The following is a 26,415-nucleotide window of genomic DNA, read 5'->3' on the forward strand; positions in this document are numbered from 1 at the left end:
AAACTGATGAAAAGTCAAATTGAGCTTCCTTCACTGGTCAAAGAGCTTTTTATCGGATTTTGCCTGGGAATGGCAAATATTATTCCCGGGGTTTCAGGCGGTACATTTCTTCTGATTTTTAAAATTTATGAACGTGTCTTTTCCATTCTGAATAATATCAATAAAGCTAATACTCTCTATCTTTTCCACCTTATTCTAAAATTTTTTTTTAAAGCAGATAAACTGCAAACATTTAAAATTTTTATGGAATTTTTAGAAAAAAAGGATTTTATTTTTCTGTTTAAGTTGATGGCTGGTGCGGTGGCAGCTATTATTTCCCTTTCAAGCCTGATGAAATATTTGATTGTTCATCAGTTTTCCATTACCTATTCTTTATTTTTCGGGTTGATTCTGATTTCCATCATCATACCTGTAAAAATGTTGACGGATAAAAAGTTTTATCTGATTTTTTTTGTTTTGATGGGTACAATCTCGACCCTTTATGTAACCTATGCTGTTAACCCTTACGATAAAGTAAAGATGAAATCAGATGTTTACGCAGGCAAGTATTTGCAGACCCAGTCTTTACAGAATCGGGATTTAAAACAGGATTTTCAAAAAGAAAAACAAGAGAGTGCAGCCTTTTTTTTTACTGGGAAATATACGTTTGATGAGTATCTGTATGCAGGCATTTGCGGGGCGGTTGCGGTTTCAGCAATGGTTCTTCCCGGCATAAGCGGGTCTCTGGTGCTTATTTTGATGGGTGAGTATTTTGAAGTTGTTTCCGCCATCTCAGGGCTAAAGACATTTAACTTGGATAATGTTGCTTTTTTAGGGTGTTTTACAATGGGCATTATTCTGGGCGGGCTTTTATTTGTAAGGCTTGTCACTGCGGTTTTAAAAAGATATTATAATGCAGCAATGGCTTTTCTTATCGGGTTGATGGCAGGGTCTTTATTCGCGTTGTGGCCTTTTAAAAAAAGCATTGTCATGGCGCAGTACTATATCAAAGAGGATGGTGTGATCCGTATGGTTCAAGATGTAAAAGTCTATACAAATATAAATGAGCTTCCCTTCATTGGAATAGAATTTTATCTTTCAATAGCATCCTTTATTATCGGATGCAGTATTATGTTTTTGTTTGTTAAAAAAGAAGTGAATTAATGAGTGTTTGGGTTTTGCAGGTTTTATATGAAAGTCTTCAAAAATCCAAACAGTGACTTTCATTTTTGTTGTGTAACCCCAATCTGCCATGGCCATTAGTAATTCAAAATGGATTGCAATGTCTGTTTTTTTCTACCTGTTTGTTGCCAATCCCTTGAATTAAAGCGATTCCGGTGTGAAGGTCACGATATGGTCAATGGATGGTGCATTGCAAAAAATCATGACAAGTCTGTCAACACCCATGGCAATACCTGCGGCATCGGGCATGGTTTCAAGATCTTTGAGAAACTTTTCCGGGACAGGAATCTTGGCTTTATTTTGAGATATCCGGATCTGATTTTCTTTTTCAAATCTCAGCTGTTGTTCCACAGGGTCGGTCAGTTCCGTAAATCCGTTGGCAAGCTCAATACCGGCCATATAAAATTCAAATCTCTGGGCACAGGCCGGATTGTCCGGTTTGAGTTTTGCCAATGATGCCAGGCGTGCCGGATAATCATACAAAAAGACAGGTGTTGCATTCCCAAGGCAGGGCTCTATTTGAAAGCTCATTATTTCATCAAAGCTGTTGTCTTCCAATGCTGTGTTGAGGCTTTTATCCGCATACATATCAAAGGCCTGCTCAACAGTCAGCTTTTCCCATGGGGCGGCTAATTGGATACGTTTATCCTGATACCTGATTTTGTTTCCAAGGGACAGTCTTGACGCAATAAATTGAATTAACCCCTTGCATTGATTCATTAAATCAAGGTAGGTGTTATCTTTTGCATACCACTCCAGCATGGTTAATTCCGGCAGGTGATGTGATCCTCGTTCGTTTTTTCTGAAGCATTTGCAGATCTGAAATATTTTATCAAATCCTTTTGATAACAGCCGTTTCATGCAAAGTTCTGGTGACGCCTGGAGAAAATGGCCTTCAGTGGTTACAGGATCAATCTGGGCTTCGGGAATAACAGACGGACACCGGATGGGCGTATCGACTTCAAGATAGTGATTGCCGGTAAAAAAATCCCTTATGGCTTGAATCACAAGGGATCTTATTATCAGGTTTTGGTAATGTTTTTTTTGATCCAATGTTACTTTGTTTGATATGTATCTTTTGGTCGATCCTGTAAAAATATTTTATCAAATTTGCTTTTATCAGCTTGGTCAAAAAACTTATAGCCTGCTTCAATACAGGCTTTACAGGCGTTGATAGGGATATGTACGGCAAGAATATGGCGTCCTGGCGTGGCATTGGAATCTATCTCAAAACAACCACCACAGTCCGGACAGATTCGGACTTTTTCTTTTTGCCGTTCAAAAATATTATCTGTATCATAAAATATTTCCCGGTGTCTGATCTGGAGTTCTCCGGGCTTTCCGGCTTTTTGTCTTAATTCGTCTTTCTGATTCCAATAGGAATTGACAAGATCCGTGGTCTTTTTGATTTTGTCCGTGATACTGACCGATTGTTTAAGACGTTCAGGATTGAAATCCGGTTCAACAACGCCGGAATAATCAAGACCTGCCATGGCAAGGATAATGCCCAGGTTCACATAGGGAAGCGCGCCTTCAATAGAATATCCGCCTTCAAGAACGGCAATGTCCGGTTTTAGAAGGGTGGTAAGTTTTGCATATCCCTGGGCTGAAAAATTCATATTGGTCAATGGATCTGTATAATGATTGTCTTGGCCTGCAGAGTTAACAATAAGATCAGGTTTGAATTCTTCTAAAACAGGTAACACACAATTTCTAATAACATAGAGATACCCTTCCGTAGATGTGCCGGGCGGTAAAGGGATGTTCAGATTTGAACCTTTGGCATTGGGGCCACCCAATTCGCCGGGAAAGCCTGTGCCGGGATACATGGTTCTGCCATCCTGATGAAGGGAGATGAACAATACATCAGGATCATGCCAGAAAATATCATTGGTCCCATCCCCGTGATGGCAATCAGTATCAACAATTGCTATTTTTTTAATACCGAATTGAGATCTGATATACTCGACCATGATGGCTTCGATATTGATGTGGCAAAACCCTCTGCCGCCATGGGAAACCCTCATGGCATGATGACCCGGAGGACGAACAAGGGCGAATCCGTTTTTCACTTCTTTGTTTAAAACAGCATCTGCAATGGCCTTGGCCCCACCGGCACTGATGAGATGGGATTCGGTGGTAACGGCTTTTTCGCTGGGTACACAGAAATGCGCTCGCCTGATATCCTGATTGGTGACAATCTCCGGCTTGTATTCAATAATACCGCTGATATCAAAGATGCCTTCCTCTATTACCTGGTCCTGGGTATATAGAAGCCTTTCTTCTCTTTCAGGATGGGTTGGATCAATAGCCCAGTCAAAAGCGGGGAAGAATACAAGACCTGTTTTGTGGTGTGCCTTTAACATTATTACCTCTTTGAATTATTACAAAACCTTTTCAAATCCTTTGATCAATCCGGGTTTGATCTGCATTTTTGTTCTGTATATTTTACCCCTGGGTGAAAAATTCCGTACAATATTGAATTTTTGAAATTCAACCACTTCCACTTCAGTCAGATTGTCGGGATTGGCACCAGAATTTATTGCTTTTTCTTTTAAAAGCGTTGTTGCCGTTTCAATAAGGTTCTCGTCAGAATATGTTTTGGAAATGGGTTCTGCAAAATCTTCTTCATGGGCTGTCACAATACCCTGTTCAGTATCTGCATTCAGTGAAACCTCACATGTGGTTCTGGCAAGGGCGGCACCAATGGCGTTTGCCACCGAAGATTCCGGTACGGCAATCGTTTTTATATGATAAAGCTCTTCTATCTTTTTTGCAAAATAGGGTGCAGGCCCTCCTAAAATGAGTATTTTTCTTGGACTTATTTTATAGCCTTCAAGAAATTCATGAACAGTATATACTGGTTTGGAATTGAGTCTATCAATCATTTCAAAGGTTTTTTTAAGAATGACGGAACAGCATTTCTTGAAAATTTTATCAGCTGTTTCTTTATCGGTCAGGCCCAGTTCCATTGCAATATTGTGTATTCCTTTTTGAGCATTTTCTTGATCACCATCCTTCATGAGTCCCAGCACAAAAAGTGCGTCTGTAAGCGTCGGTTCAGGTCCACCAAAGGCCATGGCCGGTCCCTGTCGATCGGGTCCAATGGTCAATTCTTTGTCTTTTACCCTGACTGTGCTGTCGCCGCCAATACCTTTTGAATCGGTTAGAAGGGATCGGATCAAACTTTTATATTGCCCTCTGCGGATTCCCACAGGTTCTAATAACGGGGCTTTGTCAACCAGAAACGCAATATCCGTGGTTGTTCCACCGATATCAAGTACAATGGCATCCTGTTTTTTAGGGGCATAAGGTATCGCTCCCATAATACTGGCGGCAGGTCCGGACAGCACGGTTTGACCTGGGAAAGACATGGACGACTCAAGGGACATGGTTCCGCCGTCAGCTTTTAGGATCTGAATTGGAATGGTAAGCCCTTTTTCCGCCAGGGATTTTTTGACAGCCTCAAAAAAAGATTTATAAAGGGAAAACACAGCCGCATTTAAATGGGTTGTGACAATCCTGCGGGGAAAATTAAGGTTTCCTGAGACATGGTGGCCCAAAAATATTTTTTTAAAATATTTATTTAAAATTCTTTTGATAAGAATTTCATGGCTGGGATTTCGAACGCAGAACTTGCTGATCACACCAACATATTCAATGCCTGATTTTTTCAGCTTTTTGGCAATATCTTCGATCTCCATTTTGTTTACCGGAGCTTTTTCTCTTCCCCTGTGGTTGATTGATCCTGATACACAATAATAGTGTTTTCCGATTCTAAAGGCTTGAGGATCAATCCCGGGGCCTGCCGAGACAATTATGCCAACCGGCTCCATATTTTTTTGGACAATGGCATTGGTTGTCAGTGTTGTCGAGATCACGATCCGTTTAACATGTTTTGGATCAATATTATCCAAAAGCTTTGTAAAGCATGAGAGAATGGTATTGAAAAGATCAGCAGAGTCTGTGGATACTTTGACTTTTTTTTCAATACCGTTGCTGCTTAAAAGAACAGCATCCGTATGTGTACCGCCAACATCTAATCCTATAATCATGGCGCATTCCTGATTCTTTATGTATTACAGCCCAAAACTTACTTTTAATACCATGCGGAGCTTGTCAGAAAAACCAGGGCTTGTCAATCAGATTTTCTTTAGAAGTCTATCAGGCATGCGGCTTGAAAGATCGGTTTTAAACTTGAATTATTAAGATATTACATTTATCTATAAATAACTGCTAAGGGCATACCTTGTCTTTCAATCTTTGTTGTGGGCAAACCAAGGTGAAAGCCCAAGTCTGACCGTGGCAGTTATATGACAATGGTTTGGTGTTTTTTGGGGATCTGCAGAGTATGAAAATATAATCATCTGAATTTATTGTAATTTAGGTTTTAGTGTGTCTTTCATAACCTGCCGAAATTATTGAAAGCCAAATTTTTTGCCGAACCACATTATATAAAAAATATTTGATATAAAAAAACATTGTTTATTTTGAAAAATAAATATTTGTTTAAAAGGAGTGATTTGTGGCCTGCATTGAATGGAAGAAACATGAATCTTTGGCAATCATCAATATGTGCAACGGCGCAAATAAGCAGAATTTGGAGTTTGTAGCTCAGATGAATCGCTGTTTTGATCAAATACTTGCAGACAAAGCCATTTTTTCCATTGTTTTAACATCCACTGACGAAAAAAATTTTTCTCAGGGGATTGATATCCAATGGTTGGAACAAAAGATGAAAGATAAGGATTTTTACAGTGTAAAGTCATTTTTATATGGTATGAACAAAATTTTTAAACGGATTTTATTAATGCCTGTTCCAGTGATTGCCGCCATTAACGGTCACGCATTTGGAAATGGTGCAATGCTGGCATGTGCCTGTGATTTTAGATTTATGAAAAAAGACAAGGGATTTTTTTGTTTTCCGGAAGTGGATATCAACATACCGTTTTTTTCTGGTATGATTAAAATTATTCGCAAGAGCATCCCTGAATATAAATTAAATGAGATGATTCTTTCGGGTAAACGTCTTACAGCTATGGAACTGGAAGATAACCATGTTATCGTTAAAGCAAGTGCTAATCAGGAAGAGCTGTTAAAAGATACGGTTGCATTTGCAAAGCAATTCATGAAAAAAAGAGGAATTTTGGGCGAATTAAAAAAAAGAATGCACAAAGATATTATCCGGGTTATGGATACCGAAGACATAGAACAAATTGATTCCCTGTCAACGTCAGGCTGTTTCGTCTGTATGTAGGGGTTGTCGTGCAAATTCGATGAATTTGTTACAAATGGGAGACAAGGTCCTTTTTTTTGACAGGGTCAGGTAAAAAAAACGGTCAAGATCAAGACCTTTCACGGATAAAGCTTTTAGACGCCCTTTATTGATATCATCCTGGACGGCAATGGTTGACAGGATGGATATCCCGACGTGGTTTAATATGCCCTGAATGACGGAAACAGTGTTTCCCATTGTAATACTTGTGTTGAGTTTTTTTGAATTTAATCCTGCTTCATCCATACTTTTAAGTATGGATTGCCATGTTCCCGATCCTTTCTCTCTTGCAATAAATCTTTCTTCAAAGAGATTTGAACAGTCAACAAAGGTTTGATCCGCCCATTTATGATTATATGGAACAATCAGTTTCATCTCATCGGCAACCAGCTTTTCCTGTTTGATTTGAGGATCATCTATTTTCGCACCCACAATACCAATTTCTATTGACCCTTTTTTTATTTTTTGGACAATCTCCATGGTGTCACCGGCAGTCAATTCAATGGAAATATCAGGGAATTGTTTTGAAAACGGTCCGATAAGCCTTGGGATGATATAGCAGGAAGGAATAGTGCTTCCGCCAATAAAAAGATTTCCTTTTGTTCTGCCCAGAAAATCATTCATGGCTGCTTCTGACTGGTCTCTAAGGGTTAAGAGTTTTTTTGAATATTGATAAAGAATTTCTCCGGCTTTTGTGGGTTCCGTGATTTTTCCAAGCCGGTCTAAAAGGCGGCATTTGAAATGGTCTTCAAGTTCTTTTATGTGACTGCTCACCGTGGGTTGAGAAAGATTAATAGCACAAGATGCCTTTGAAAAACTTTTGTTCTCAACAACGGACACAAAGATATGAAGCTGCCACAGATCCATTCTTATTCCTTTATTTTGGGAAATTTTTCCATCATTTTTTGATGGACAGCTTCCGGAACCATGTCAGTGATATCTCCGCCAAACTGCGCTGCTTCCTTGATAATGGATGAACTGGTAAAAATCCATCTTAACCCGGTCATCAAAAAAACAGATTGTATTTCCTTGTTTAGTTTTCTGTTCATCAATGCCATCTGAAATTCGCTTTCAAAATCAGAGATGGCACGCATTCCCCTGATAACGGCTACGGCATTTTTCATTTTTGCATAATCCACAAGAAGTCCGCCAAAAGAATCTACCTGAACACATTTGTTGTTTTTAAAGCTTTGGTTGATCATATCCACTCTTTCTTTCATGGTAAAAAGAGCTTTTTTAGCAGGATTGTGCAATATTGCCACAATCACCTGGTCAAAAATATCCAGGGCCCGTTCAATAATATCAATATGTCCGTTGGTTAAAGGATCAAAGGAACCGGGGTAGATTGCTATTCTTTTTTTGTCCGTCATCGATGCACTATCCTTTTTCTATTTTCATTTTTTGTTTATAAAGGAAATCATTGTTTTTGAGTATTTTTTTTGTCTGTAAATGTCAATGCCGGGAAGTTCAATTTGAAGGCTTTCCTTGCAAGAGTGTTCGGCAATGATGATACCATTCTCATTTAACAGATCTGTAAAAAATTCTTTTTCAAGGGTCTGTTCAATATACCCCTTCCCATAAGGCGGATCAATGAACACAATATTAAATTGCTGCCCATTGAGGCTTTTAAAAGGGTTTGCCTTTAAAATATCACAACAGATGACCGTGGAGTTTTTTTCAAACCGGCAAATATTAAGGTTTTGACGGATGATATCACAGTCCCTGTCAATAAACGTGGTATGTTCAGCACCTCGGCTTAAGGCTTCTATGCCCAACGCACCGGTTCCGGCAAAAAGATCAAGCACTTTTGCCTTTTTGATGTTTTGTCCCAGGATATTAAAAACAGCCTCTCTTGTGCGGTCGGATGTTGGGCGGATCTGTCGCCCCTGAAGCTTAAAAAGTTTTCTTCCTTTGCAACTGCCGCTGATGATTCTCATATCAATTATAAAATGCTTTTTTGAATATATTTTATACTTGTTCCAAGTTTTTGGGCAACAGATGCCAGATCTCCGCCTTCCTGGGAAAGTTTCTGTTTTATGAATTCTTTTTCAAACCGTTTTCTGGCAAGTGCCAGATCATCTTCATAAAGGGAAAAGGTTTTTTGGATCAATTCCTTTGGTTTGCATTTGGGATTATAGGGTTCAGGAATATCCGCCACGTCAATATGGTTGCTTTCAACCATTATGTAGAGCCGTTCCACAAGGTTTTTCAACTCCCTGACATTGCCCGGCCATTCATAGTCCAAAAGGAGGTTAAGGGCGTTTTCAGAGATGCTTTTTTTTCTTCCTGAAGACTGTTTGGATAATTTTTCAAGAAAATTGTCCACCAGCAGTGGAATGTCTTGTTTTCTGTCTCTTAACACAGGTACATGAATGGGGATGACATTTAACCTGAAATAAAGATCCTTTCTGAAATTACCGGCTTCAATTTCTTTTTCAAGATTTTTGTTGGATGAAGCAATAAGGCGGACATCCATGTGAAGGGTTCTTCCCCCTCCAATTCTCTGGAATGTTTTTGATTCAAGGGCTCTTAATATTTTTGCCTGGGTATTGATATTCATATCCCCGATTTCATCCAGAAAGAGCGTGCCTCCCGAAGCTAATTCAAATTTTCCTTTGTTTTTTGATGTAGCCTCTTCAAAGGCTCCTTTTTCATGACCAAACAGTTCACTGTCCAGATTTTCTTCGGGAATGGCGGCACAGTTGATAATGATAAAAGGTTGTTCCGGTCTTGCACTGAATTGATGAATGGTTCTGGCAACCATCTCTTTTCCCGTGCCGTTTTCGCCGGTAATAAGGATGGCAGCATCTGAGGGCGCGGCACTCATGATTTGTCCGTATAGTTTTTGAACAGCAGGGCTGGTTCCGGTTATGGAATTTTTTTCAATGCTCTTTTTGCGCAGGTATCTGTTTTCTTCTTCAAGCTTTCTAAAGTTCAGTGCATTGTTGATGGTGACCATAACCTTGTCAATGGATAATGGTTTTTCAAGGAAGTCATAGGCCCCTGATTTTGTCGCATCAACCGCAGATTCAATTGTCCCGTGGCCCGTAATCATGACCACCGGAAGATTGGGGGTTATTTTTTTGATTTCTTTTAAGGTTTCAATTCCGTCCATTCCAGGCATCCAGATATCCAGCAGAACAATGTCAGGGGATTCGGTCTCAATTTTTTTTAATGCTTCATACCCGTTAAAGGCATGTATGACTTCAAATCCATCATCTGACAGAATACCTTCTAAGGATTCTATGATGGCTGTTTCATCATCAACAATTAATACGGCAGGATACATTCTTTTCTCTCCTGTTGTCATTATTTAACATTAAGCAGGCAGCTCAATAATAAATTTTGCACCTTTGGGTTTGTTATCCTGAACCCTTATTACACCATTATGATCGGAAATGATAGAGTTGACAATGGCAAGACCCAGTCCCATTCCAGATTTTTTTGTGGAAAAATAAGGTTCAAATAATTTGGTTTTTTCTTTATCGGATATGCCTTTGCCATTGTCGGCAAATTCAATCCTTACAATTTTTAGAATCTCATCATGGGAAACATCAATCAAAATCATGCCGTCTTTTTTTACAGCATATACGGCATTTTCAAACAGGTTGATAAATGCCTGTTTCATATGCTGATGATCCAGTTCCAACATGGGAATATTATGGGCAAAACTGTATTGGATATCTACATTTTCAAGGCCTTCCCTGTAAAGCGCAATGGTTTCAAGAATAATGTTTTCAATCCTGCATTGGTTAACATTGGCATCTGGAAATTTTGCAAATGCGGCAAACTGGTTGACAAGATTTCTAATCAGGTCCACATGTTCCACAATGGTGTCGGCACAATTGTTAAAAATTTCATCCTGGATTTGTTTTCCATATTTGCGTTTCAGCCTTTGAGCAGATAATTTTATCGGTGTTAAGGGGTTTTTTACCTCATGGGCAATCCTCCTGGCAACTTCTCTCCAGGCAGCCATTCTCTGGGCTTTTTCAAGTTCAGTGACATCATCAAACACCAGAACGGCACCGACATTTTTGTTCATATCATCTTTTAATATATTGAGGTTCAGGTAAAAGTGTTTGGGAGTGCCTGAAATAGCTGCGGAAAGTGGTAGCTCAAGGGTCTCATGGCCCTGAGAGACTTGTTCGTAAATTTTATTGGCAATTTGTAAATAGTCATTTTTTAAAACATCTTTGAAATTTTGATTTAAAATATTTTGGCTGTTAATATCCAGCATAGATTCGGCAGCTTTGTTGATGGTTGTAATGGTTCCTTTATTGTCAATGGAGATCACACCCGCAGAAATGTTTTTTAATACAATTTCAATGTATTGCCGGCTTTTTTTAAGTTCAATGTTTTGTTGCTTGAGCATCTCTCCGGAAAACGCAATCTGCTGCCTTCCTGCGGCAAGTTGTTTGGTCATGGAATTAAAGGACTTGATAAGGGTTCCGATTTCATCATCTGTCTGAAAATCAATCTGATAATTCAAGTCCCCATCTGTAACTCTTTGCGTTCCTTCGGCAAATTTCATGATTGGAATTGTAATGGATTTTGCCAGTTGAAACCCAAACCAGACAGCACAGAAAACAACCAGCAAAGCAACAATTGAAAGTGCAATATAGTAAGATATCTGTGCCGGTCTTTTTGCCATTTTAAGCTGATGATATTCTTCAATTCCCTTTAAAATAGCTTGCAGGTTTTGGGACAGTTCAGGTGATATCAGAGTGGTTATAACAATGAATGCACGTGCTTTTTGGGGGTTTGAACCAAAAGGAATGGTCGCAATGGTTCTTAAAAATTCACCTTGTTTAATGTTCTGGGAAATGGTGTGGCTATTTTGTCCTTCAGTGATATTTGTTAAATCGTTATTGGTCAGAAGGCCTAAATAAAGATTATCCAGTTCATTTGCCAGGGACAGGCTTATGCGCTTGGCATCCGGCATATAAATTTCAACAGCATGCCGGTTGAATGCCCTTTGAATGACCTGGGAATACCTGGACAGCTTTTTCTCATTTTCTTTGTCCAGAAGTTTTCGGGAGTCAATTTGAAATGCAGCTCTTTTGGCAAAAAATTCGTTTTGTTCTTCAATATATTCATATAGTTTTTGACCGACTGCCAATGAGCTGTCCAAGGTCTGCTCAACCGGCGTGTTAAACCAGAAGGCAATGCTTGTAGAAATAAATTGAATGGAAAAAAAAAACAGAACCGTTGTCGGCAGCAGTGCCAGTACAATAAATGCAGCAACCAGACGGGTTTTGAGTTTAGACCCCAGAATGTTGTTCTTTTTTTCATAGTAAAGCTTTGCAAGGTTTCTAAAGACCAGTAACAGCAATGCCAGCAACAGCAATAAATTGGTGTTGATCAGGATAAACATCAATACCGTGCTGGACAAGGGAAAATCACTTCCAAGGTCGGTAACACGGGTCTCAATAAAAGTCAGGATACCAACGGTAATCAGTATAACAAGAATTAAAGCACCCTCATTTTTTTTAGAGGACGGTTTGTTTTTTAAGTGGTTTGATTGGGGCATATGTTTGGTTTCAGTCAAAAGTCAAGATTGTGCAAAACTAATAGGTAAAATTGATTAAATACCAGTTTGTTTCAAAATCCCAGAATGAGACAAAAAAGAGAACAGTGTGAAGTGATAAGGGAAGGGTTACTTTATCCAGTTTGGCCTTGATTCTGAGCTGGTATTTATCCCCTTTAACAAGTTGATTCAGGGGGATTATTTTTAAGTTGTCAATTTCAGTCATCAAGGATTTTGCTTTTTGAAATGACTGTGTAATGACTGGCGTTTCATTTTTCCATGGCCGTAAAACAGTGAACTCTTTTTTAAGTGGATTATACTTTAGCGTAGAGTTGATTTGAATCTTGGCGATTTTTTTATCAAACCATAACCCGCCTGTCTTATATAGTGCAATATAAAACGAAAATGTGGTTGGAATACCATTCAGGGCGGCCTGGTTTAGTCTCTCTGTGAATGCTTGTTTTACATCAAAATAGGTTAGAAGATCATCTCTTGTGTTGGCAAGTTTGATGTTTTTAATTACAGCCGTTTGCTTTGCAAATGCACTACAAGGCAATAAAAAACAGAGAATTACAAATACTATGATATATTGTTGAAAGCTTGTGTTATGGAGAGAGGATCTTTTCATTATATATAATGATATTATTTGAATTTTTCCGGTCCTGTTTCCCAGGCATCTTTGTTTTCTAAAAACTTTTCAATGAATAAATGATTCAGGGTATGTCCTGATTTGTTGGTAACGATATGTCCCCGTATGGGCATGCCAAGCAGGGAAAAATCTCCAAGACTGTCCAAAAGTTTATGTCTTACAAATTCATCAGGGTATCTTAGCCCTTCTTTATTTAAAATTTTATTTTTATCAAGAATGATGGCATTGTCAAGACTTCCGCCCTTGCCAAGGCTGAATTTTTTTAACAGTTCAATATCCTGAACAAATCCGAATGTCCTGGCGTAGCTTATTTCTTTTTCAAAATTGTTTTTTGCCCGGTCAAATATGATTTTTTGTTCCCCGATCAGAGGGTGGTCAAAATGAATGCGGCAGGTTATTTTAAAACAGGACTCAGGATAGACAATCACTGATTTGTCATTATCTGTTACTTTAATTGGTTTTTTAACGATCAAAAAATGTTTTGGAGCTGATTGTTCCACAATACCTGCATCCTGGATCATCTGCGTGAAAACTTTTGCGCTTCCATCCATAATGGGGATTTCATAATCATCGACTTCCACCAGGGCATTGTCAATTTCAAGGCCTGCAAAACAGGCCATTAGGTGTTCAATCGTCGATACAATGGCACCATTGGTTCCTAACACCGTTGCAAGGCTGGTGTCGACAACCCGTTTGAAAAGCGCCTGAATATCCTGAGTGCCGGGCAGGTCGATCCGCCTGAATTTTATGCCGTGATTTTCCGGTGCCGGGTTCAGGGTCAGGTGTGTTTGTTTGCCTGAATGAACCCCTGTTCCTGAAACACAGATGCGTTTTGAAAGTGTCCGTTGTAAAAAATATCTGCTCATATCCTGTAGTTTTTTATCAATTGAAAAATTTAGTTTGCCGAATATATATCCGGTTTTTATACACAAAGCAAAGTAAATGAGAAATTTCTTTGGTTAATTGCTCTTTTTTGATAGAGAATAGTAAGTCAAACAATGAGAAAAATCAGGATAAATATACTTAAAGACTATTTAAAAAGGGGGCAAGTTGCTTGCAAAAGTAGATTCGTGTTCAGTTGTGGGAATTGACGGATTTATTGTTGAGGTTGAAGTTGATATATCTTATGGTCTTCCTGTCTTTAACATTGTCGGATTACCCGAAGTTTCCGTCAGGGAGAGCAAGGACCGGGTGAAGACGGCCATCAAAAATTCCGGATATGCTTTTCCTATGGACCGGGTGGTGGTCAACCTGGCGCCTGCCGATGTGAAAAAGGACGGAACAGGGTTTGATCTGCCCATTGCCATGGGCATCCTGGCTGCATCCGGAGCTCTTTCGCCGGACAAGATCAATGACTATCTTATTTCAGGTGAACTTTCACTTGACGGGAAGGTAAAGCCTGTAAAAGCGGTCCTGCCCTATGCTCTGGCGGCAAAAGAAAATGGATATCAGGGTATCATCATCCCTTTTGAAAATGCCAGGGAAGCTGCCATGGTCTCGGGTATTGATGTTTTGCCGGTAACAAGCCTGTCACAGACTGTTGATTTTTTTTCAGGGTTTGCCGGTATTGAGAAGGTTCATATGGATTTGAAACAGCTCTCAGGTTTCAAAGATAGTGCCTGTGAAATGGATTTTTCCGAGGTAAGCGGTCAATTTCATGCCAAAAGGGCCTTGGAAATAGCCGCTGCCGGTTCTCACAGTGTTTTGATGACGGGGCCGCCGGGATCCGGCAAAAGCATGCTGGCAAAACGGCTTCCCACTATTTTGCCTGAACTGACATTTGAAGAAGCCATTGAGGTTACACAGATCTATTCTGTTCAGGGATTTATTGCAGATAAAAACTCATCTGTTTTTTCAAGACCTTTTCGTTCCCCCCATCACACGATTTCAGAAGCAGGACTTGTGGGAGGCGGATCAAAGCCTGCCCCCGGAGAAATCAGCCTGGCTCATAATGGTGTGCTGTTTTTAGATGAGCTGCCCGAGTTTAAAAAAAACGTGCTGGAAGTGTTAAGACAACCCTTTGAAGATGGAAAGGTTTCCATTGTAAGAGCCGGCAGGAGAGCCGCCTATCCGTCACAATTCATGCTGGTGGCAGCTATGAATCCTTGTCCTTGCGGGTATTTGTCCGATCCCATGGGCAAGTGCACCTGTACGCAGCCCCAGATTCAAAAATACAGATCAAAAATTTCAGGACCGCTTCTGGACAGAATAGATATCCAGATTGAAGTACCCAGAGTCGAGTATAAAGATCTTGCCGGCGGAACTGAAGGTGAAGGATCTTCTCTAATCAGAAAAAGGGTAAATAAAGCCCGGAAGATTCAGGAAGAAAGATTGAAAAAATCAGATTTATTCAGTAATGCCAAAATGAGCAGCCGCCACTTGAAAGTGTTTTGTCCTCTGGATGGCGAATGTGAGAAACTTCTTGAACAGGCGGTTGATGTTCTTGGATTTTCCGTCAGGGCCTGCCATTCCGTGATACGGGTGGCCAGGACCATTGCAGATCTTGAAGCGGAACCTGAAATTAAGCGGGATCATCTGGCCGAAGCCGTCCAGTTCAGGAGTTTTGACAGGGGATTTGGACAATCATGCTGAAAACAGTATTAACTGCTACGGGCAGAACTGATATTGATATCAATCCATGAGCTGTTCAAGTGTGATCCCCATGGCATCGGCCAGCTTTTTTATCAGGTATTCGTATTCATTCCAGGGGATGAGCTCAACTGGTTTAATATGTCGGTTCACAGCAATTCAGAATATGCCAGGGGAACCTGGTTCAAGGAACGCTCAATTGCGGGTCCAATAATTTTTACCGTGGCTGACGGCTTGATTCATAATGCAGATAATATTGCCGGATTTCTGGCCGGGGACGGATATGAAATTTATGCTTATATTGGTGTGAACAATATGAAGATCACGTCTCCTGTGATTTTTGGGGACACCCTGAGGGCTGAAGCAGAGGTCGTTGAGCTTCGTCCGACCAAAAATCCGGAAAGGTTCTTGTTTGTTTACAAAAACAGGGCTTACAACCAGCGTGATCAGCAGGTGATAGAATATCAAACAACAATGATGGTCACTAAAAAAGAGTAAGTTCGGATGTTTTATGGGTTAGGCTTTGCGGGGAAAAAAAGAGATGAAAAAACTATCAATAATATTGGCTTTATTCCTGATGGGGTGTGTTGGAATACCTGAAAATATTAAACCCGTTGATAATTTCGAGTTGGAAAAATATCTGGGCAAGTGGTACGAAATTGCGCGGCTGGATCATTCATTCGAACGGGGGTTGACACGAATAACAGCAGATTACAGTTTGCGCAATGATGGTGGTGTCAGGGTATTGAATCGCGGTTACTCGGTTAAAGAAAACGCCTGGAAAGAGGTCGAAGGGAAGGCTTATTTTGTAAAAGGATCTGATCAGGGTTACCTGAAAGTTTCTTTCTTGGGTCCCTTTTATGGTTCTTATATCATTTTTGGCCTTGATCATGATAATTACCCCCCTGTGTCAGGATAGATGTCGCCTCAATTAAAAATTAAATTTGGGGCATTGAGGTGATAAATATGGGATATTCTATTCAATTAAAAGAAGCTGTGTTAAAAAAGGTGTTACAGGGAAACAAACCCCACCATGAAATTGCAAAAGAATTAGGTGTTGGCCGGTCTACAATCGGTAAATGGTTAAGAGAATACAAACAAAACGGAAGCATAAAATTGAAATCAAAAGAAAAACGCCCCAAAGACTGGACAGCCGAAGAACGTATTTCAGCAATAATTAAAACAGGTTCCATGACTGCTGACGAACGCACTGCCTGGTGCCGCAAAAATGGTATTTTTATCCATAATTTGGACCAGTGGAAAAAAGATGCCATATCAGCAATAATCCCGAAGGCGAATAAAGAACAAATTGAAGAGTACAAAAATCTTAAAAAAGAAATCGCTGCTCTAAAAAAAGACCTGTCCCGTAAAGACAAAGCTCTGGCAGAAACAGCAGCCTTGCTGGTTCTTAAAAAAAAAGCCCAGGAAATCTGGGGGGAGTCAGAGGACGATTGATCAGTCAAGAAGACAAAAAAACTGTGTTGAAATTGATTTCAGAGGCCTGTAAATCAGGGGCACGAAAAAGCAAGGCAGCCCAATTATTGGGACTGACCATTCGAACCCTTCAGCGGTGGAGCAAAAATGGCCTATTGGACAGCCGAAAAGGCTCCCGAGCCGACCCTGGTAACAAATTGTCTGATGATGAAAAGACCCGGATAGCCAATGTATTAGAGTCGCCTGAATTTGCTGAGTCCAATCCAAATCAGATCGTACCAAGACTTGCTGACCAGGGAATTTATCTGGGTTCTGAATCAACCATGTACAGAATTCTTAGTGCAAAGCGCTGTAATTAAGCCGCTAGTTTTTGTTGATTTTGAGAATCAAATTTTTCCAACATTTTAGCTTTTGTATAAGACCACTGAATCGGTTTTGGATTCTGGTTAAGATATTCAAAATAGTCCATAAGCTGTAATTCTAAATCCTCCTTATCTTGAAAATAGCATGGGGTCAGCACATCTCTCTGGAGTTTGCTGAAGATAATCTCTACCTGATCAAGCCAACTGGCATGGGTTGGCAGCCAATGGATTTTTACCATAAAGGATAAGTGAAGGGAATTAATCCACTTGTCCAACTGCTTTGGCGCATGAGTGGTTCCATTATCCAGGATCAGATGGATAGATTTTAGCCCCTTGCACACTCGATCGTTGAACAGATTTGAAAGAAAGACCTGAAAATCGACAAAACATCTGTTGTCAAAGCAACGTGCGATAGTGGTGCCTGTGGCGACCATCAAAGCGCAAAATAACTGCAATGCGCCTTTTCTTTCATAACGATCGGATACTTTTACCGAATGTTCCGGGATTGCAGGACGTGTTTCACTCAGTGGTTTTCGAGCCTGAATCGAAGTTTTTTCATCGACACAGACAAAGGCATGGCCTTGTTGAGATAATTCCTGCGCTGTTTCATACAAATCCAGAACTGGCCCGGCTTTTTCGACAAAACAGGGATCAGTCGACTTTTGCCAGGAATGATATTGCCAAGGCTTAATCTTATCCTGATCCAACCACTGACGAATGGTACCGGCAGATATGGAGTTAATAATTTTTTTTTTCAATGGCTGTCTGAGCAAGTTTCTCGCCGGACCATCGTTTCCAGGGCTTTCCATGGTCACTGGGGTTTGAACAGGCCAATGCCGTGATCTGTGAACGCTGGAGGGCGGAAAATTTTCTGGGAGCGCCCGCGCGCGGCAAGCTTTTAACAGAAGGTTCCTTTTGCCATCGTCGCCGCCATTTTTTGACCATATCTGCTCCGCAGCCGACTTTTTTGGCAATGCGATAGTTGCTGTAATCCGGGCATTCATGTGCCAGCAGAAGAATGCGGGCGCGCTGAACTTCTACCCAGGGGGCCATATGGCTTTGACTCAAATGTTTCAATTCTTTGTATTGCTGTTCGGTCAGTTGAACCGCATATTTGGGTTTTGGTCCTGCCATAATTTTTCTCCAAATTGTTGTTGCTGAAAAACCGGTGTCTATAAGGAGAAAATATGCATTAAATAGTCTTTTAAAAGGCTTTCAAAAGACTGTTGTCGTATTTACAGCGTTCTGCACTTAGCTACAAAAACATTTGAATATGTCATCAATAAAATCAGGCGCAACGCAAAATTAAAAAGAGCAGGAGAGCCATTCGAAGAAATTAGAGCTAGGTTAATTGTAGTCAGCAAAGGTTTTGTCAAAACAACCATCCCAAACCTGAGAAGACAGTACTTAACTTGCCGTAATAAAGCAGGTGGTGACAACCCAAAAACTAAAAGGATTGATCAGCCAAGCATTACAGATGAAGGTAATAAGTATCAACAGGAACTGCCCGATGATGATACTCGGATGCATAAATTGTCTGATGATGAACATCTTGTGATAGCTATGTACGGATTTATGGATTCGATTAATCGAAAGCATCGGATGGTATTATGTCTTCTTTATCGCGGTGATGCAAAAGCACCTTATGAAGAAAAATTGAACATATCTATGATAGCTGATTTATTTGGTTATAACTATAAACTCGTTTCTGCATACAAAAACGAAGCCTTGAAAAAGTTGACTGTGAAAGTCATAGAATCAGGGCTTTCAACTGAGGAGATAGTCTGGAATGGATTGCCAGCGTTTCAGAGATTTAACCCCACAGATGACGACACCGGAAAGTATTGATCCGGATGTAACATCTGAAGAGATGGATGCGTTCAGCCAGCATATGGATGAATGTGATGAGTGTTATAAGTTCTTTAGGACTTTGATGGAAGTCCATATTACGCTTGAAGATCATTCGGATGAGATTTTCTGTAAGAAGATGCCTGATGCCTTGGTCGAAAAATCGCTTGGTTTTGAAATACTGGTTAATGGCAAATCAATTACACCTGAACGAGTAGGTGAATCTTTTGTATTGGACATCACTAAAGAATGTTTGGTCACTATTAAGACTGCTGCTGATGTATTATTGCAGAAAATATTTTCACTGAGGGATTTTCGTGGCGTTGCAGCTACTGCAAGCAAGTATGGGGAAGAAAAACCAAAGCTTGACCGGGTACTGCTTGCTGAGAAGGAAGGTTACAAGATAGAGATTGAGAAAGGCCCTACAACGGGTAAGGTTTTCATTACCAAATTGGATGATTAAGATGAGTGGTAGGGTTGGACAGATATATTTTCTGAACTATGATTACAATTCGCACAAAGGATTCTTTTCTAAATTAATTGTAAAAATTCTTCATGTAGATAATAATAATGATAATGCTATCTGCTCTTATGAATTAATAGATAGTGAGCGGTTCGATGAACAAATTAAATCTTCTATAGATGATGCGTTTTATCCGACATTGAGCAGTTGAATTTTTTGAAAAAAAGAATATGGTACTCTTTAACTTTAATCTAAAAAATAAAGGCGTTCAATGCTCGATATAAAAACGTTTGGATCATTTTGGCTTGGTGGCCGGTGTAATAAAAGATTTAAAAATAATTGAATTGATCGATAGTCATTTTGAAAAAAATGAACAAGAAAATATTTCCACAGGAGAAGCCATTGCCGGGATGATAATCAATGGCTTGGGCTTTACCCAGCTACCGATGACATTAACGCCGAAGTTTTTTGAAAATAAACCGTTGGATATCCTTTTTAGGGAAGGGATGCAGGCCTCGTATTTTAACAGGTTCAAATTGGGAAGAGCTCTTGATGATGTGTATCTGTATGGTATCGAGGCGCTGTTTTCAAGAATAGCCCTTCATGTATGCGAAAAAGAAGGTGTCAAGATGGATTACAGCCATTTGGATACTTCTTCTTTTTCGGTTACCGGTGAATATCTCCCTGATTCAGATGAAAATGAAATTCGGATTACCCACGGCTATTCCAAAGATCATCGCCCGGATCTGAAGCAGGCAGTACTTGAACTTATTGTAACCCAGGATGGCGCAATTCCCTTTATCTGTCAATGTCATGATGGCAATGCATCTGATAATACGGTCTTCAAAGATCGGGTTGCCGGTTTTGTTGAGCAAATCAAAAAAGGAAGTCAGCCGACGTGTGTTGTTATGGATTCAAAAGGCTACACAAAGAAAAATGCTCCATACTTGATGCAAATGTCTTTTATTACCCGTGTTCCGGCAAGCTTTGCCCTGGAAGGCACCATGATTGACCAAGCGCTTCGCTTCAAAGATCAGTGGTATGATATAAATGATGACTATCGCTGTCAGTCCTTTGAGTTAGGCTATTTGAATTTTGATCAGCGATGGGTTGTGATCTGGTCTCAAGGCGCTTTTGAGCGTGCCGTTTCAAATCTGGCAAGGCAAACTGAAAAAGAGAAAAGTCGCATAGAGAAAAGTTTGAAAACTTTACAGAATCAAGAATTTGACAGCAAAGAGGAGGCTTTAAATGCTTTTGAAAAAATTGCAGAAACATGGAAATTTCATAAGGTCGAAGAAGTTACATACGAAGAAAAGATAAAATATGCAAAACCAGGCAGGCCAACACCTGATACACCAATCAAAAAAATTGAATTCTACATCAAAGTCAATGTTACGGAAAATAAAGAGTATATCTTTGAACAGCAACAAAGGAATGCGTGTTTTGTGTTGGCAACGAACATTGATCCAAAAAAAGTCAATGATGAAGGTATCCTATGCAATTATAAGAAACAGGCCGGTGTGGAAAAGGGCTTCCGGTTTCTAAAAGATCCCCTCTTTTTTACATCCTCATTCTTTGTTACAAAGCCATCCAGAATCGCAGGATTGTTAATGGTTATGACATTATTTTTAATGGTCTATAATATTGCCCAAAGGCGCATGCGCAAAGAGCTGGAAGAAAAGCAGGAAACCATTCCCAATCAGATTGGGAAAGCCATTAAAAACCCAACTCTGCGGTGGGTTTTTCAAATATTGGAGGGCATAAATTTTGTTAAAATGAAAGTTGATAATGAGGTTAAATGTATCATCAACGGTATCAATTCGTTACATAAAAAAATTATCCGACTTTTTGGAGAAACAACATGTCTTATATATCAAATTTCTCCAACATAGGGCTGCTCAATGTCGGCACTAAATCTGTTTCTCTGCATTACTTTGACCTATGATAATGAACTGAACCGCGGAAGTGCCCCTTTTAAAGTATCCAGGTTACACAAACCTCAAGAACCATAGCAATATCCGGCATCCTTCATATATATCCAAAAGTAGTTGACACTTTTTTGGAGAAGCCCCCGGAAATCGGAGTGCAGCTTCAGAAAGTGTAAAGGACTTTTGAAGGATGCCCAATATCCTAACCTAAAACCTAATACTTTCTGCAAAATTTACCTGAGAACGTAAGCGGTAATTAAACCCCATCTACTAAGGCCTCCAGATTTCGCTTAATATTTCTTCTCAAAAAGGAGGTGTGTATTGAGCAAATCGTGGAAGAAAATAAACGAAGAAAAGGCAATATTCTGGAAAACACATATCGATCAATGGACTGAATCCCGCCTGTCCCAAATAGAGTACTGCCGCCAGAATGGCCTGAGGCCGAACAGGTTCACCTATTGGAAGATTAAATTCGGTAAACCAAATCAGCCCACAGGACTGGTTCAGGTTCCTGTGCCGACTCACTTTTGTCAAGCAGGGCTAAAACTGAATATAGGCCGGGAACTGCAAGTGGAAATCCCCGACGGTTTTAAGAAAGAAACCCTTGAGCAGGTGCTTTCTGTATTGAAGGCTGTCCAATGATGAATTTTCCGTCAGACACCAAGGTCTATCTATTCTTAGGCGCAACGGATATGCGCAAAGCTATTAACGGATTGTCCGTCATTGTCAGTGAACAGATGCAACTTGACATATTTTCCTCCAACTTGTTTGTATTCTGCAACCGGACGCAGACCATTTTAAAAATTTTATACTGGGATAAAAATGGCTTCTGTATGTGGCAGAAACGTCTTGAAAAAGACCGTTTCAAGTGGCCGAAAACATCTGACGATGTCATGAATATTACCAGTCGAGAGTTGTCCTGGTTAGTTGACGGCCTGAATATAAATCAGGCACATAAACCCTTGAAATATTCCATGATTTATTGATGTTAAAACTATGAAAAAGCCCGTGGTTATGGTATATACAGTCCATGACTAAAGGCAAGGTAAAAGGTAATCGGAATCTGGATGAAGTGAAGAAAATTGCTTGTGATTTGATTGATGAGAATCAAATCCTTAAAGAGCAGGTTAAATCACTTCAGAATATGATCTTTGGTCGCAAATCAGAGAAAACGCCTAAAGATGACGGGCAAATGTCTCTGTTCGATATGCCTGAACCCGAACTTCCTATCCTGGAAAAAGAGGAGGAAGACGTAACGATTGGTGAACATACCCGTAAAAAACGTGGCCGCAAGCCTTTACCCGCCGATCTTCCCCGTATAGATGTTATACATGAACTCAGCGAGGATGAAAGACAGTGCAACTGCGGTTGCCTTAAGGAACGCATCGGCCAGGAAGAGTCAGAACAACTGGACTATATCCCTGCCAAAGTAAGGGTACTTCGAAACATCCGGTATAAATACGCCTGCAAAAATTGTGAAGGTGTGGAAGACGACGGCCCCACCGTGTCAATTGCCAGGATGCCTGAACAGATTATCCCCAAAAGCATTGCTACCCCGGGCCTTCTGGCACATATTCTGACCGCAAAATTTGCAGATGCCCTGCCGTTTTACCGTCAGGAAAAGCAATTTACCAGGATCGGTATTGAACTTGGCCGGTCGACCATGTGTACATGGGCCATGAAAGTCGCTGACGCCTGTGATATTCTAATCGACATGATGCAAAAGGACATACTGGCAAGCCCGATGATTGGTGCTGATGAAACACCTCTTCTGGTCTTAAAGGGCCCCCGGAAATCAAAATCATATATGTGGATTTTTAGAGGTGGTCCGCCTGATATGCCAATTATTCAATTCCAATATCATCCGACACGATCCGGAGATGTTGCCGCATCATTTTTGAATGGATACAAAGGCATTGTTCAGACGGATGGCTATAAAGGATATGATTTTCTGGACAAAATAACAGATATCATTCATGTGGCATGCTGGACTCACGCCCGCAGGGGATTTAAAAATGTAACAAAAGCTGCAGGGAATAAAAAGAGTTCATCGGGCAATGCCGGCACCGCTTTAAAGTATATCAGTCTGCTTTATAAAATTGAAAAAGAAGCCCGGGTGCAGGAATTAACGCCTGACCAATTATATGCTCGGAGGCAAAAAGAAGCGGTTCCAATTTTAGAAGAGTTCAAGAAATGGCTTGATGCAAGAGTGGAAAAAGTTCCTCCCAAAAGTCTGCTTGGCAAGGCGATCCATTATACTCTCAACCAATGGCACAGGCTCATCCAATACACGACCGACGGAATCATCAGGCCTGATAACAATCTGGTTGAAAATGCCATCCGACCTTTTGTGGTCGGACGAAAGAATTGGCTTTTCTCGGACACCGTTAAGGGTGCCCGGGCCAGTGCACTGATTTACAGCTTGATTGAAACAGCCAAATCAAATGGGCTGGAGCCATATTGGTATCTCAAATATCTGTTTGAACACTTGCCTGAGGCTATGACGGAAGATGATTTTAAGGCGTTGCTTCCATACAATGTCGATAAAAAACAGTTGGCTTGACCTTCCGCCCCCTGAGTGGGGTTAAAACATCGCTTACCAATATCCTAACCTAAAACCTAATACTTTCTGCAAAATTTACCTGAGAACGCAGGGTGAATTCTCCCCTCATTTTTTTAAAAAATAATTTTTTAACCTCTTAAAATTAAAGTCCTTTCATGTTTTGTTACAGATTTTTTTTACTCTCGGAGAGATGGATAGCAAACATTCCAAGAGAAGGTGCTACTCTGCCTCTCCAGCATACTGTACCATCCTTAATTTCCAACATAGTGAAAACTTCTCCCGGAGACAGATAAAAAAAACGCCCGGCATCATACATTTCTTTGCTGTCAATATGTCTGGTAAGGTCTTTGCTTGGTTTCGGACTAGGTCCTACTTTCAAAAAAAAAATCTCGATTCCATAAGGCTTGAATGATTTGGGTTGTTCATATCATCGATTCCATATGTGTTATCATATCCATTGTTTTCCCATTTGCAAACAATGCAAATATCGTAGTTACCGAGAGATGAGAGAGTTTTATATCCACAACAAGGACATGATTGTAGTAATGGAGGATTTCCCTCTATACAATTTGTTTGTATATTTATATTTTTTAAATATTTCAATAGGTAATCATTACTAACAGCCTTTAAACGATCATGCAGCCATACGGAAATAATCAAATTATATTGATTATAAGTAATTCCCCTTGCCATGTGCCCTAGTTTGAATTGTTTCTGGAGCCATAATGGAACAGATTTCCATTCATCAGTAATAAACCATTGTGGCGTTTTTATTGTTTCAAGCTGAGCCTTTAAGACAAGTTTTCGTTGAAATTGATCAAGGTTATTAAGTTCATTTTTTACAACTATGCTTAGAGCCTTCTGACGTTTCATTATTTCTCACCTTATCTTTTTTTTTGCTGATACATAGTGGCTGACCGGAAAGCAGAATTTTGGTCTCCACAGGTCGGTTACATTTTTACAATTCCCTCACTCTTGTTGATATAAATGGAAAGAAAAAAGTATTCAACAGGCGAACTTAGATGCAGCACATGAGGCTCACCTGGTCAAGATGAAAAAGCAGATGGAGGCCGGTGGCAAGCTGTCAAATTTCAACATGTATACTTTGAATGAATTCTGTTATCGTTGCTGTTAACCAGCCATCTGGGTCCAGATCATCATCACATTCATACTGCTCCATAAGCGTAGATAGGCCAGATAATATCTTTTTTTTAAATTTTTCATGCTCCATTTCGAGAGATATTTCATTTATTTGATGCAATACGTTTCCATAACAAATTTTTATACATGTATAAGGGTCTCTTAAACCAGCGTCGGCAGTTAAAATATAGTCTGAGGAAGAATAATGTTTTCTGAGGCTGATATATTTATCCTCAATTATTGTCTTTAGAGCCTTATTTTTATCTGTGTCTGATATTTTCATAATTTGAATTCCTTATATTTATTTATCACTTATTTCTTGGTCTGTGTGGGCTGTGAAATTCAAACGCTGGACCTAAAATTAGATAGAGATATATTTTTAGTGGCTTACTCGAATAAACCTTATAGGTTAAAAATAATAGAGGTATACTCGGTATACCTAATACAATGACTGAAAAGTCATGCATAAGAATCGAAAAAAATACAACCGTAGCAATTACGACGACAGAATGGAGTCCAAAAATAATAATACTAATAATTCTCGACCAAGGATTTAGTTCTTTGAGCAAAAGCATTGTATAAGCTGATATAGCGATCATAATAATAAAAATCCCTGAAGAACTAAGAATCCTTTCAGGATTAAAATTATTAAAAATAACAAGAGCATAATTCACTATTAAAAATAAATGACCCAAATGGATAAAAGTTATAATTTCTGGATACAAAATACACCTCCTTTTTACATAATTTGATACTTATTTTCACAATTTTCATTAGGCTCAAACCACTGTGGTTCGTTGATTATTGCCAACGGTTCATTCTATCCTCATATATCATCTTCAAAAGATTCAAAGGCTCTCGACCTACGCAAATTTAATAGGTAGTCACAGCGAGCTATTTGATTTAACGATACAGGCCGGTCCTGGATATCGGCCAGAGCGCATTCTCGGTAGTAAAAAAAATCTTCTAATTTCAATAGGATCGTTTTAAATTTGTAGTCTAATAGATCGCTGAGTTGGACAATGAGCCCCTCGCCACAATGACTGCAGGATGGATGGGACCTTAGATGCCCGTAATATGAAATGATGCTAACTCCCTTTTTTTCATTACTACAACCCTTGAAGGCGATAAAAATTTGTCCACAATCGTTCAGAGTAGTAATGATAGATTGACATTGATCATCATCTAGTGCATCCCAAGTTAAATGTACAAGATCTGATCTCTTTTCAACAAAGACTACCTCATCCGGTGGCTGTAGTAAAATTTCATTTTTATTATTAAAGAATTCGGCGACCCATTTTCTAGAGTGAATATAAAGTCTTCTGTTTTTTTTTGATGATTTCAACACACACTTGGAGCAATCTGTTGTAAGATGTCCCATCTTAATAAATCTCCTAATTTATAGTCCCCATGGTAGCCCTTCCAAATCATTGACTTGGTTAAGCCCGCAACTTTGTCAACTCAATCCAGAAGATC

General features: G+C 39.7%; 29 protein-coding genes. 13 read left to right on the top strand and 16 right to left on the bottom strand.

Going from position 1 to position 26,415, the window contains the following annotated elements; translation table 11 throughout:
* Window positions 1-6 precede the first annotated feature (6 nt).
* Window positions 7-1,143, top strand: coding sequence for a DUF368 domain-containing protein (locus TOL2_RS03255; RefSeq protein WP_014956121.1), 1,137 nt, complete (start codon window positions 7-9; stop codon window positions 1,141-1,143).
* 159 nt (window positions 1,144-1,302) lie between these two features.
* Here TOL2_RS03255 and epmA read toward each other — a convergent pair whose 3' ends face one another.
* The 3 genes from epmA to TOL2_RS03270 are packed head-to-tail and all read right to left on the bottom strand — an operon-like array spanning window position 1,303 to window position 5,216.
* On the bottom strand, window positions 1,303-2,169 hold the full coding sequence (epmA, locus tag TOL2_RS03260) for an EF-P lysine aminoacylase EpmA (protein ID WP_232508048.1): 867 nt from the start codon (window positions 2,167-2,169) through the stop codon (window positions 1,303-1,305).
* Window positions 2,170-2,216: 47 nt separating this feature from the next.
* Window positions 2,217-3,527, bottom strand: coding sequence for a histone deacetylase family protein (locus TOL2_RS03265; RefSeq protein WP_014956123.1), 1,311 nt, complete (start codon window positions 3,525-3,527; stop codon window positions 2,217-2,219).
* 18 nt (window positions 3,528-3,545) lie between these two features.
* Window positions 3,546-5,216, bottom strand: a complete 1,671-nt coding sequence (locus tag TOL2_RS03270) for a hydantoinase/oxoprolinase family protein (protein ID WP_014956124.1) — start codon at window positions 5,214-5,216, stop codon at window positions 3,546-3,548.
* Window positions 5,217-5,686: 470 nt separating this feature from the next.
* Between TOL2_RS03270 and TOL2_RS03275 the strand changes: the two genes are divergently transcribed.
* Window positions 5,687-6,418: an enoyl-CoA hydratase/isomerase family protein gene (locus TOL2_RS03275; RefSeq protein ID WP_014956125.1), complete on the top strand. Its 732-nt coding sequence runs from the start codon at window positions 5,687-5,689 to the stop codon at window positions 6,416-6,418.
* On the opposite strand, the gene TOL2_RS03280 is transcribed toward TOL2_RS03275, so the two are convergent.
* From TOL2_RS03280 to lpxC, 7 genes are read right to left on the bottom strand one after another with little or no spacing between them, the layout of a single operon-like run.
* The gene (locus TOL2_RS03280) at window positions 6,395-7,303 is read right to left on the bottom strand and encodes a selenium metabolism-associated LysR family transcriptional regulator (protein ID WP_014956126.1); all 909 of its coding nucleotides are present in this window, start codon (window positions 7,301-7,303) and stop codon (window positions 6,395-6,397) included. The two genes, TOL2_RS03275 and TOL2_RS03280, sit on opposite strands and share 24 nt — an antisense overlap.
* A 2-nt stretch (window positions 7,304-7,305) precedes the next feature.
* On the bottom strand, window positions 7,306-7,806 hold the full coding sequence (gene coaD, locus TOL2_RS03285) for a pantetheine-phosphate adenylyltransferase (protein WP_014956127.1): 501 nt from the start codon (window positions 7,804-7,806) through the stop codon (window positions 7,306-7,308).
* Window positions 7,807-7,830: 24 nt separating this feature from the next.
* Window positions 7,831-8,373 (bottom strand): 16S rRNA (guanine(966)-N(2))-methyltransferase RsmD, encoded by a 543-nt coding sequence (gene rsmD / locus TOL2_RS03290; RefSeq protein ID WP_014956128.1) that lies wholly within the window; start codon window positions 8,371-8,373, stop codon window positions 7,831-7,833.
* A 5-nt stretch (window positions 8,374-8,378) separates the two neighbouring features.
* A complete protein-coding gene (locus TOL2_RS03295) occupies window positions 8,379-9,725 on the bottom strand; it encodes a sigma-54-dependent transcriptional regulator (protein WP_014956129.1) in 1,347 nt (448 codons plus the stop codon).
* A gap of 30 nt (window positions 9,726-9,755) precedes the next feature.
* A complete protein-coding gene (locus TOL2_RS03300; RefSeq protein ID WP_014956130.1) occupies window positions 9,756-11,966 on the bottom strand; it encodes a sensor histidine kinase in 2,211 nt (736 codons plus the stop codon).
* A 37-nt stretch (window positions 11,967-12,003) separates the two neighbouring features.
* Window positions 12,004-12,591, bottom strand: a complete 588-nt coding sequence (locus TOL2_RS03305) for a DUF4390 domain-containing protein (protein WP_014956131.1) — start codon at window positions 12,589-12,591, stop codon at window positions 12,004-12,006.
* A gap of 14 nt (window positions 12,592-12,605) precedes the next feature.
* Window positions 12,606-13,478, bottom strand: a complete 873-nt coding sequence (gene lpxC, locus TOL2_RS03310; protein ID WP_014956132.1) for a UDP-3-O-acyl-N-acetylglucosamine deacetylase — start codon at window positions 13,476-13,478, stop codon at window positions 12,606-12,608.
* Window positions 13,479-13,662: 184 nt separating this feature from the next.
* Between lpxC and TOL2_RS03315 the strand changes: the two genes are divergently transcribed.
* The 5 genes from TOL2_RS03315 to TOL2_RS03335 are packed head-to-tail and all read left to right on the top strand — an operon-like array spanning window position 13,663 to window position 16,994.
* Window positions 13,663-15,204 carry a YifB family Mg chelatase-like AAA ATPase gene (locus TOL2_RS03315; RefSeq protein WP_014956133.1) on the top strand — a complete coding sequence of 514 codons (1,542 nt, stop codon included), beginning with the start codon at window positions 13,663-13,665 and terminating at the stop codon, window positions 15,202-15,204.
* Between the two features lie 33 nt (window positions 15,205-15,237).
* Window positions 15,238-15,699, top strand: a complete 462-nt coding sequence (locus TOL2_RS03320; RefSeq protein ID WP_014956134.1) for a hotdog family protein — start codon at window positions 15,238-15,240, stop codon at window positions 15,697-15,699.
* A 43-nt stretch (window positions 15,700-15,742) separates the two neighbouring features.
* Entirely contained in the window at window positions 15,743-16,120 is a 378-nt protein-coding gene (locus TOL2_RS03325; RefSeq protein WP_041279783.1) for a lipocalin family protein, read from the top strand.
* A 47-nt stretch (window positions 16,121-16,167) separates the two neighbouring features.
* A complete protein-coding gene (locus tag TOL2_RS03330) occupies window positions 16,168-16,656 on the top strand; it encodes a transposase (protein ID WP_014956136.1) in 489 nt (162 codons plus the stop codon).
* Window positions 16,653-16,994: a COG3415 family protein gene (locus TOL2_RS03335; RefSeq protein ID WP_014956137.1), complete on the top strand. Its 342-nt coding sequence runs from the start codon at window positions 16,653-16,655 to the stop codon at window positions 16,992-16,994. The genes TOL2_RS03330 and TOL2_RS03335 overlap by 4 nt, the downstream gene beginning before the upstream one ends.
* Here the strand turns inward: TOL2_RS03335 and TOL2_RS03340 are convergent.
* Both TOL2_RS03340 and TOL2_RS24760 read right to left on the bottom strand, forming a co-directional pair.
* Window positions 16,991-17,755, bottom strand: coding sequence for an IS630 family transposase (locus TOL2_RS03340; RefSeq protein ID WP_041279224.1), 765 nt, complete (start codon window positions 17,753-17,755; stop codon window positions 16,991-16,993). The genes TOL2_RS03335 and TOL2_RS03340 overlap by 4 nt on opposite strands.
* Complete coding sequence (locus TOL2_RS24760; RefSeq protein ID WP_014955601.1) at window positions 17,736-18,131, bottom strand: helix-turn-helix domain-containing protein; 396 nt, start codon at window positions 18,129-18,131, stop codon at window positions 17,736-17,738. Before TOL2_RS24760 ends, TOL2_RS03340 begins: the two co-directional genes overlap by 20 nt.
* Window positions 18,132-18,530: 399 nt before the next feature.
* On the opposite strand from TOL2_RS24760, the gene TOL2_RS03350 reads away from it, so the two are divergent.
* The 6 genes from TOL2_RS03350 to tnpC all read left to right on the top strand — a co-directional run bounded on the left by TOL2_RS03350 (window position 18,531) and on the right by tnpC (window position 23,799).
* A complete protein-coding gene (locus tag TOL2_RS03350) occupies window positions 18,531-18,845 on the top strand; it encodes a hypothetical protein (protein ID WP_148278039.1) in 315 nt (104 codons plus the stop codon).
* The gene (locus TOL2_RS03355) at window positions 18,787-19,308 is read left to right on the top strand and encodes a hypothetical protein (RefSeq protein ID WP_148278040.1); all 522 of its coding nucleotides are present in this window, start codon (window positions 18,787-18,789) and stop codon (window positions 19,306-19,308) included. Before TOL2_RS03350 ends, TOL2_RS03355 begins: the two co-directional genes overlap by 59 nt.
* Before the next feature lie 290 nt (window positions 19,309-19,598).
* Complete coding sequence (locus tag TOL2_RS03365; RefSeq protein WP_014956141.1) at window positions 19,599-21,200, top strand: IS1634 family transposase; 1,602 nt, start codon at window positions 19,599-19,601, stop codon at window positions 21,198-21,200.
* A 357-nt stretch (window positions 21,201-21,557) separates the two neighbouring features.
* On the top strand, window positions 21,558-21,878 hold the full coding sequence (gene tnpA, locus TOL2_RS03370) for an IS66 family insertion sequence element accessory protein TnpA (RefSeq protein ID WP_014956142.1): 321 nt from the start codon (window positions 21,558-21,560) through the stop codon (window positions 21,876-21,878).
* A complete protein-coding gene (gene tnpB / locus TOL2_RS03375) occupies window positions 21,875-22,222 on the top strand; it encodes an IS66 family insertion sequence element accessory protein TnpB (RefSeq protein WP_014956143.1) in 348 nt (115 codons plus the stop codon). The genes tnpA and tnpB overlap by 4 nt, the downstream gene beginning before the upstream one ends.
* A gap of 44 nt (window positions 22,223-22,266) precedes the next feature.
* On the top strand, window positions 22,267-23,799 hold the full coding sequence (tnpC, locus tag TOL2_RS03380) for an IS66 family transposase (RefSeq protein ID WP_014956144.1): 1,533 nt from the start codon (window positions 22,267-22,269) through the stop codon (window positions 23,797-23,799).
* A 375-nt stretch (window positions 23,800-24,174) separates the two neighbouring features.
* Here the strand turns inward: tnpC and TOL2_RS25220 are convergent, their stop codons facing one another.
* From TOL2_RS25220 to TOL2_RS03405, 4 genes are all read right to left on the bottom strand, one after another.
* Window positions 24,175-24,672 (bottom strand): CPCC family cysteine-rich protein, encoded by a 498-nt coding sequence (locus tag TOL2_RS25220; protein WP_014956145.1) that lies wholly within the window; start codon window positions 24,670-24,672, stop codon window positions 24,175-24,177.
* Between the two features lie 211 nt (window positions 24,673-24,883).
* Window positions 24,884-25,222, bottom strand: a complete 339-nt coding sequence (locus TOL2_RS03395) for a hypothetical protein (protein WP_041279228.1) — start codon at window positions 25,220-25,222, stop codon at window positions 24,884-24,886.
* A 25-nt stretch (window positions 25,223-25,247) separates the two neighbouring features.
* Window positions 25,248-25,664, bottom strand: a complete 417-nt coding sequence (locus TOL2_RS03400; RefSeq protein ID WP_041279229.1) for a hypothetical protein — start codon at window positions 25,662-25,664, stop codon at window positions 25,248-25,250.
* A 101-nt stretch (window positions 25,665-25,765) separates the two neighbouring features.
* Complete coding sequence (locus TOL2_RS03405; protein ID WP_041279230.1) at window positions 25,766-26,320, bottom strand: hypothetical protein; 555 nt, start codon at window positions 26,318-26,320, stop codon at window positions 25,766-25,768.
* Window positions 26,321-26,415: the final 95 nt, after the last annotated feature.

The organism is Desulfobacula toluolica Tol2, assembly GCF_000307105.1.
In the GTDB taxonomy this organism is placed as follows: Bacteria; Desulfobacterota; Desulfobacteria; order Desulfobacterales; family Desulfobacteraceae; genus Desulfobacula; species Desulfobacula toluolica.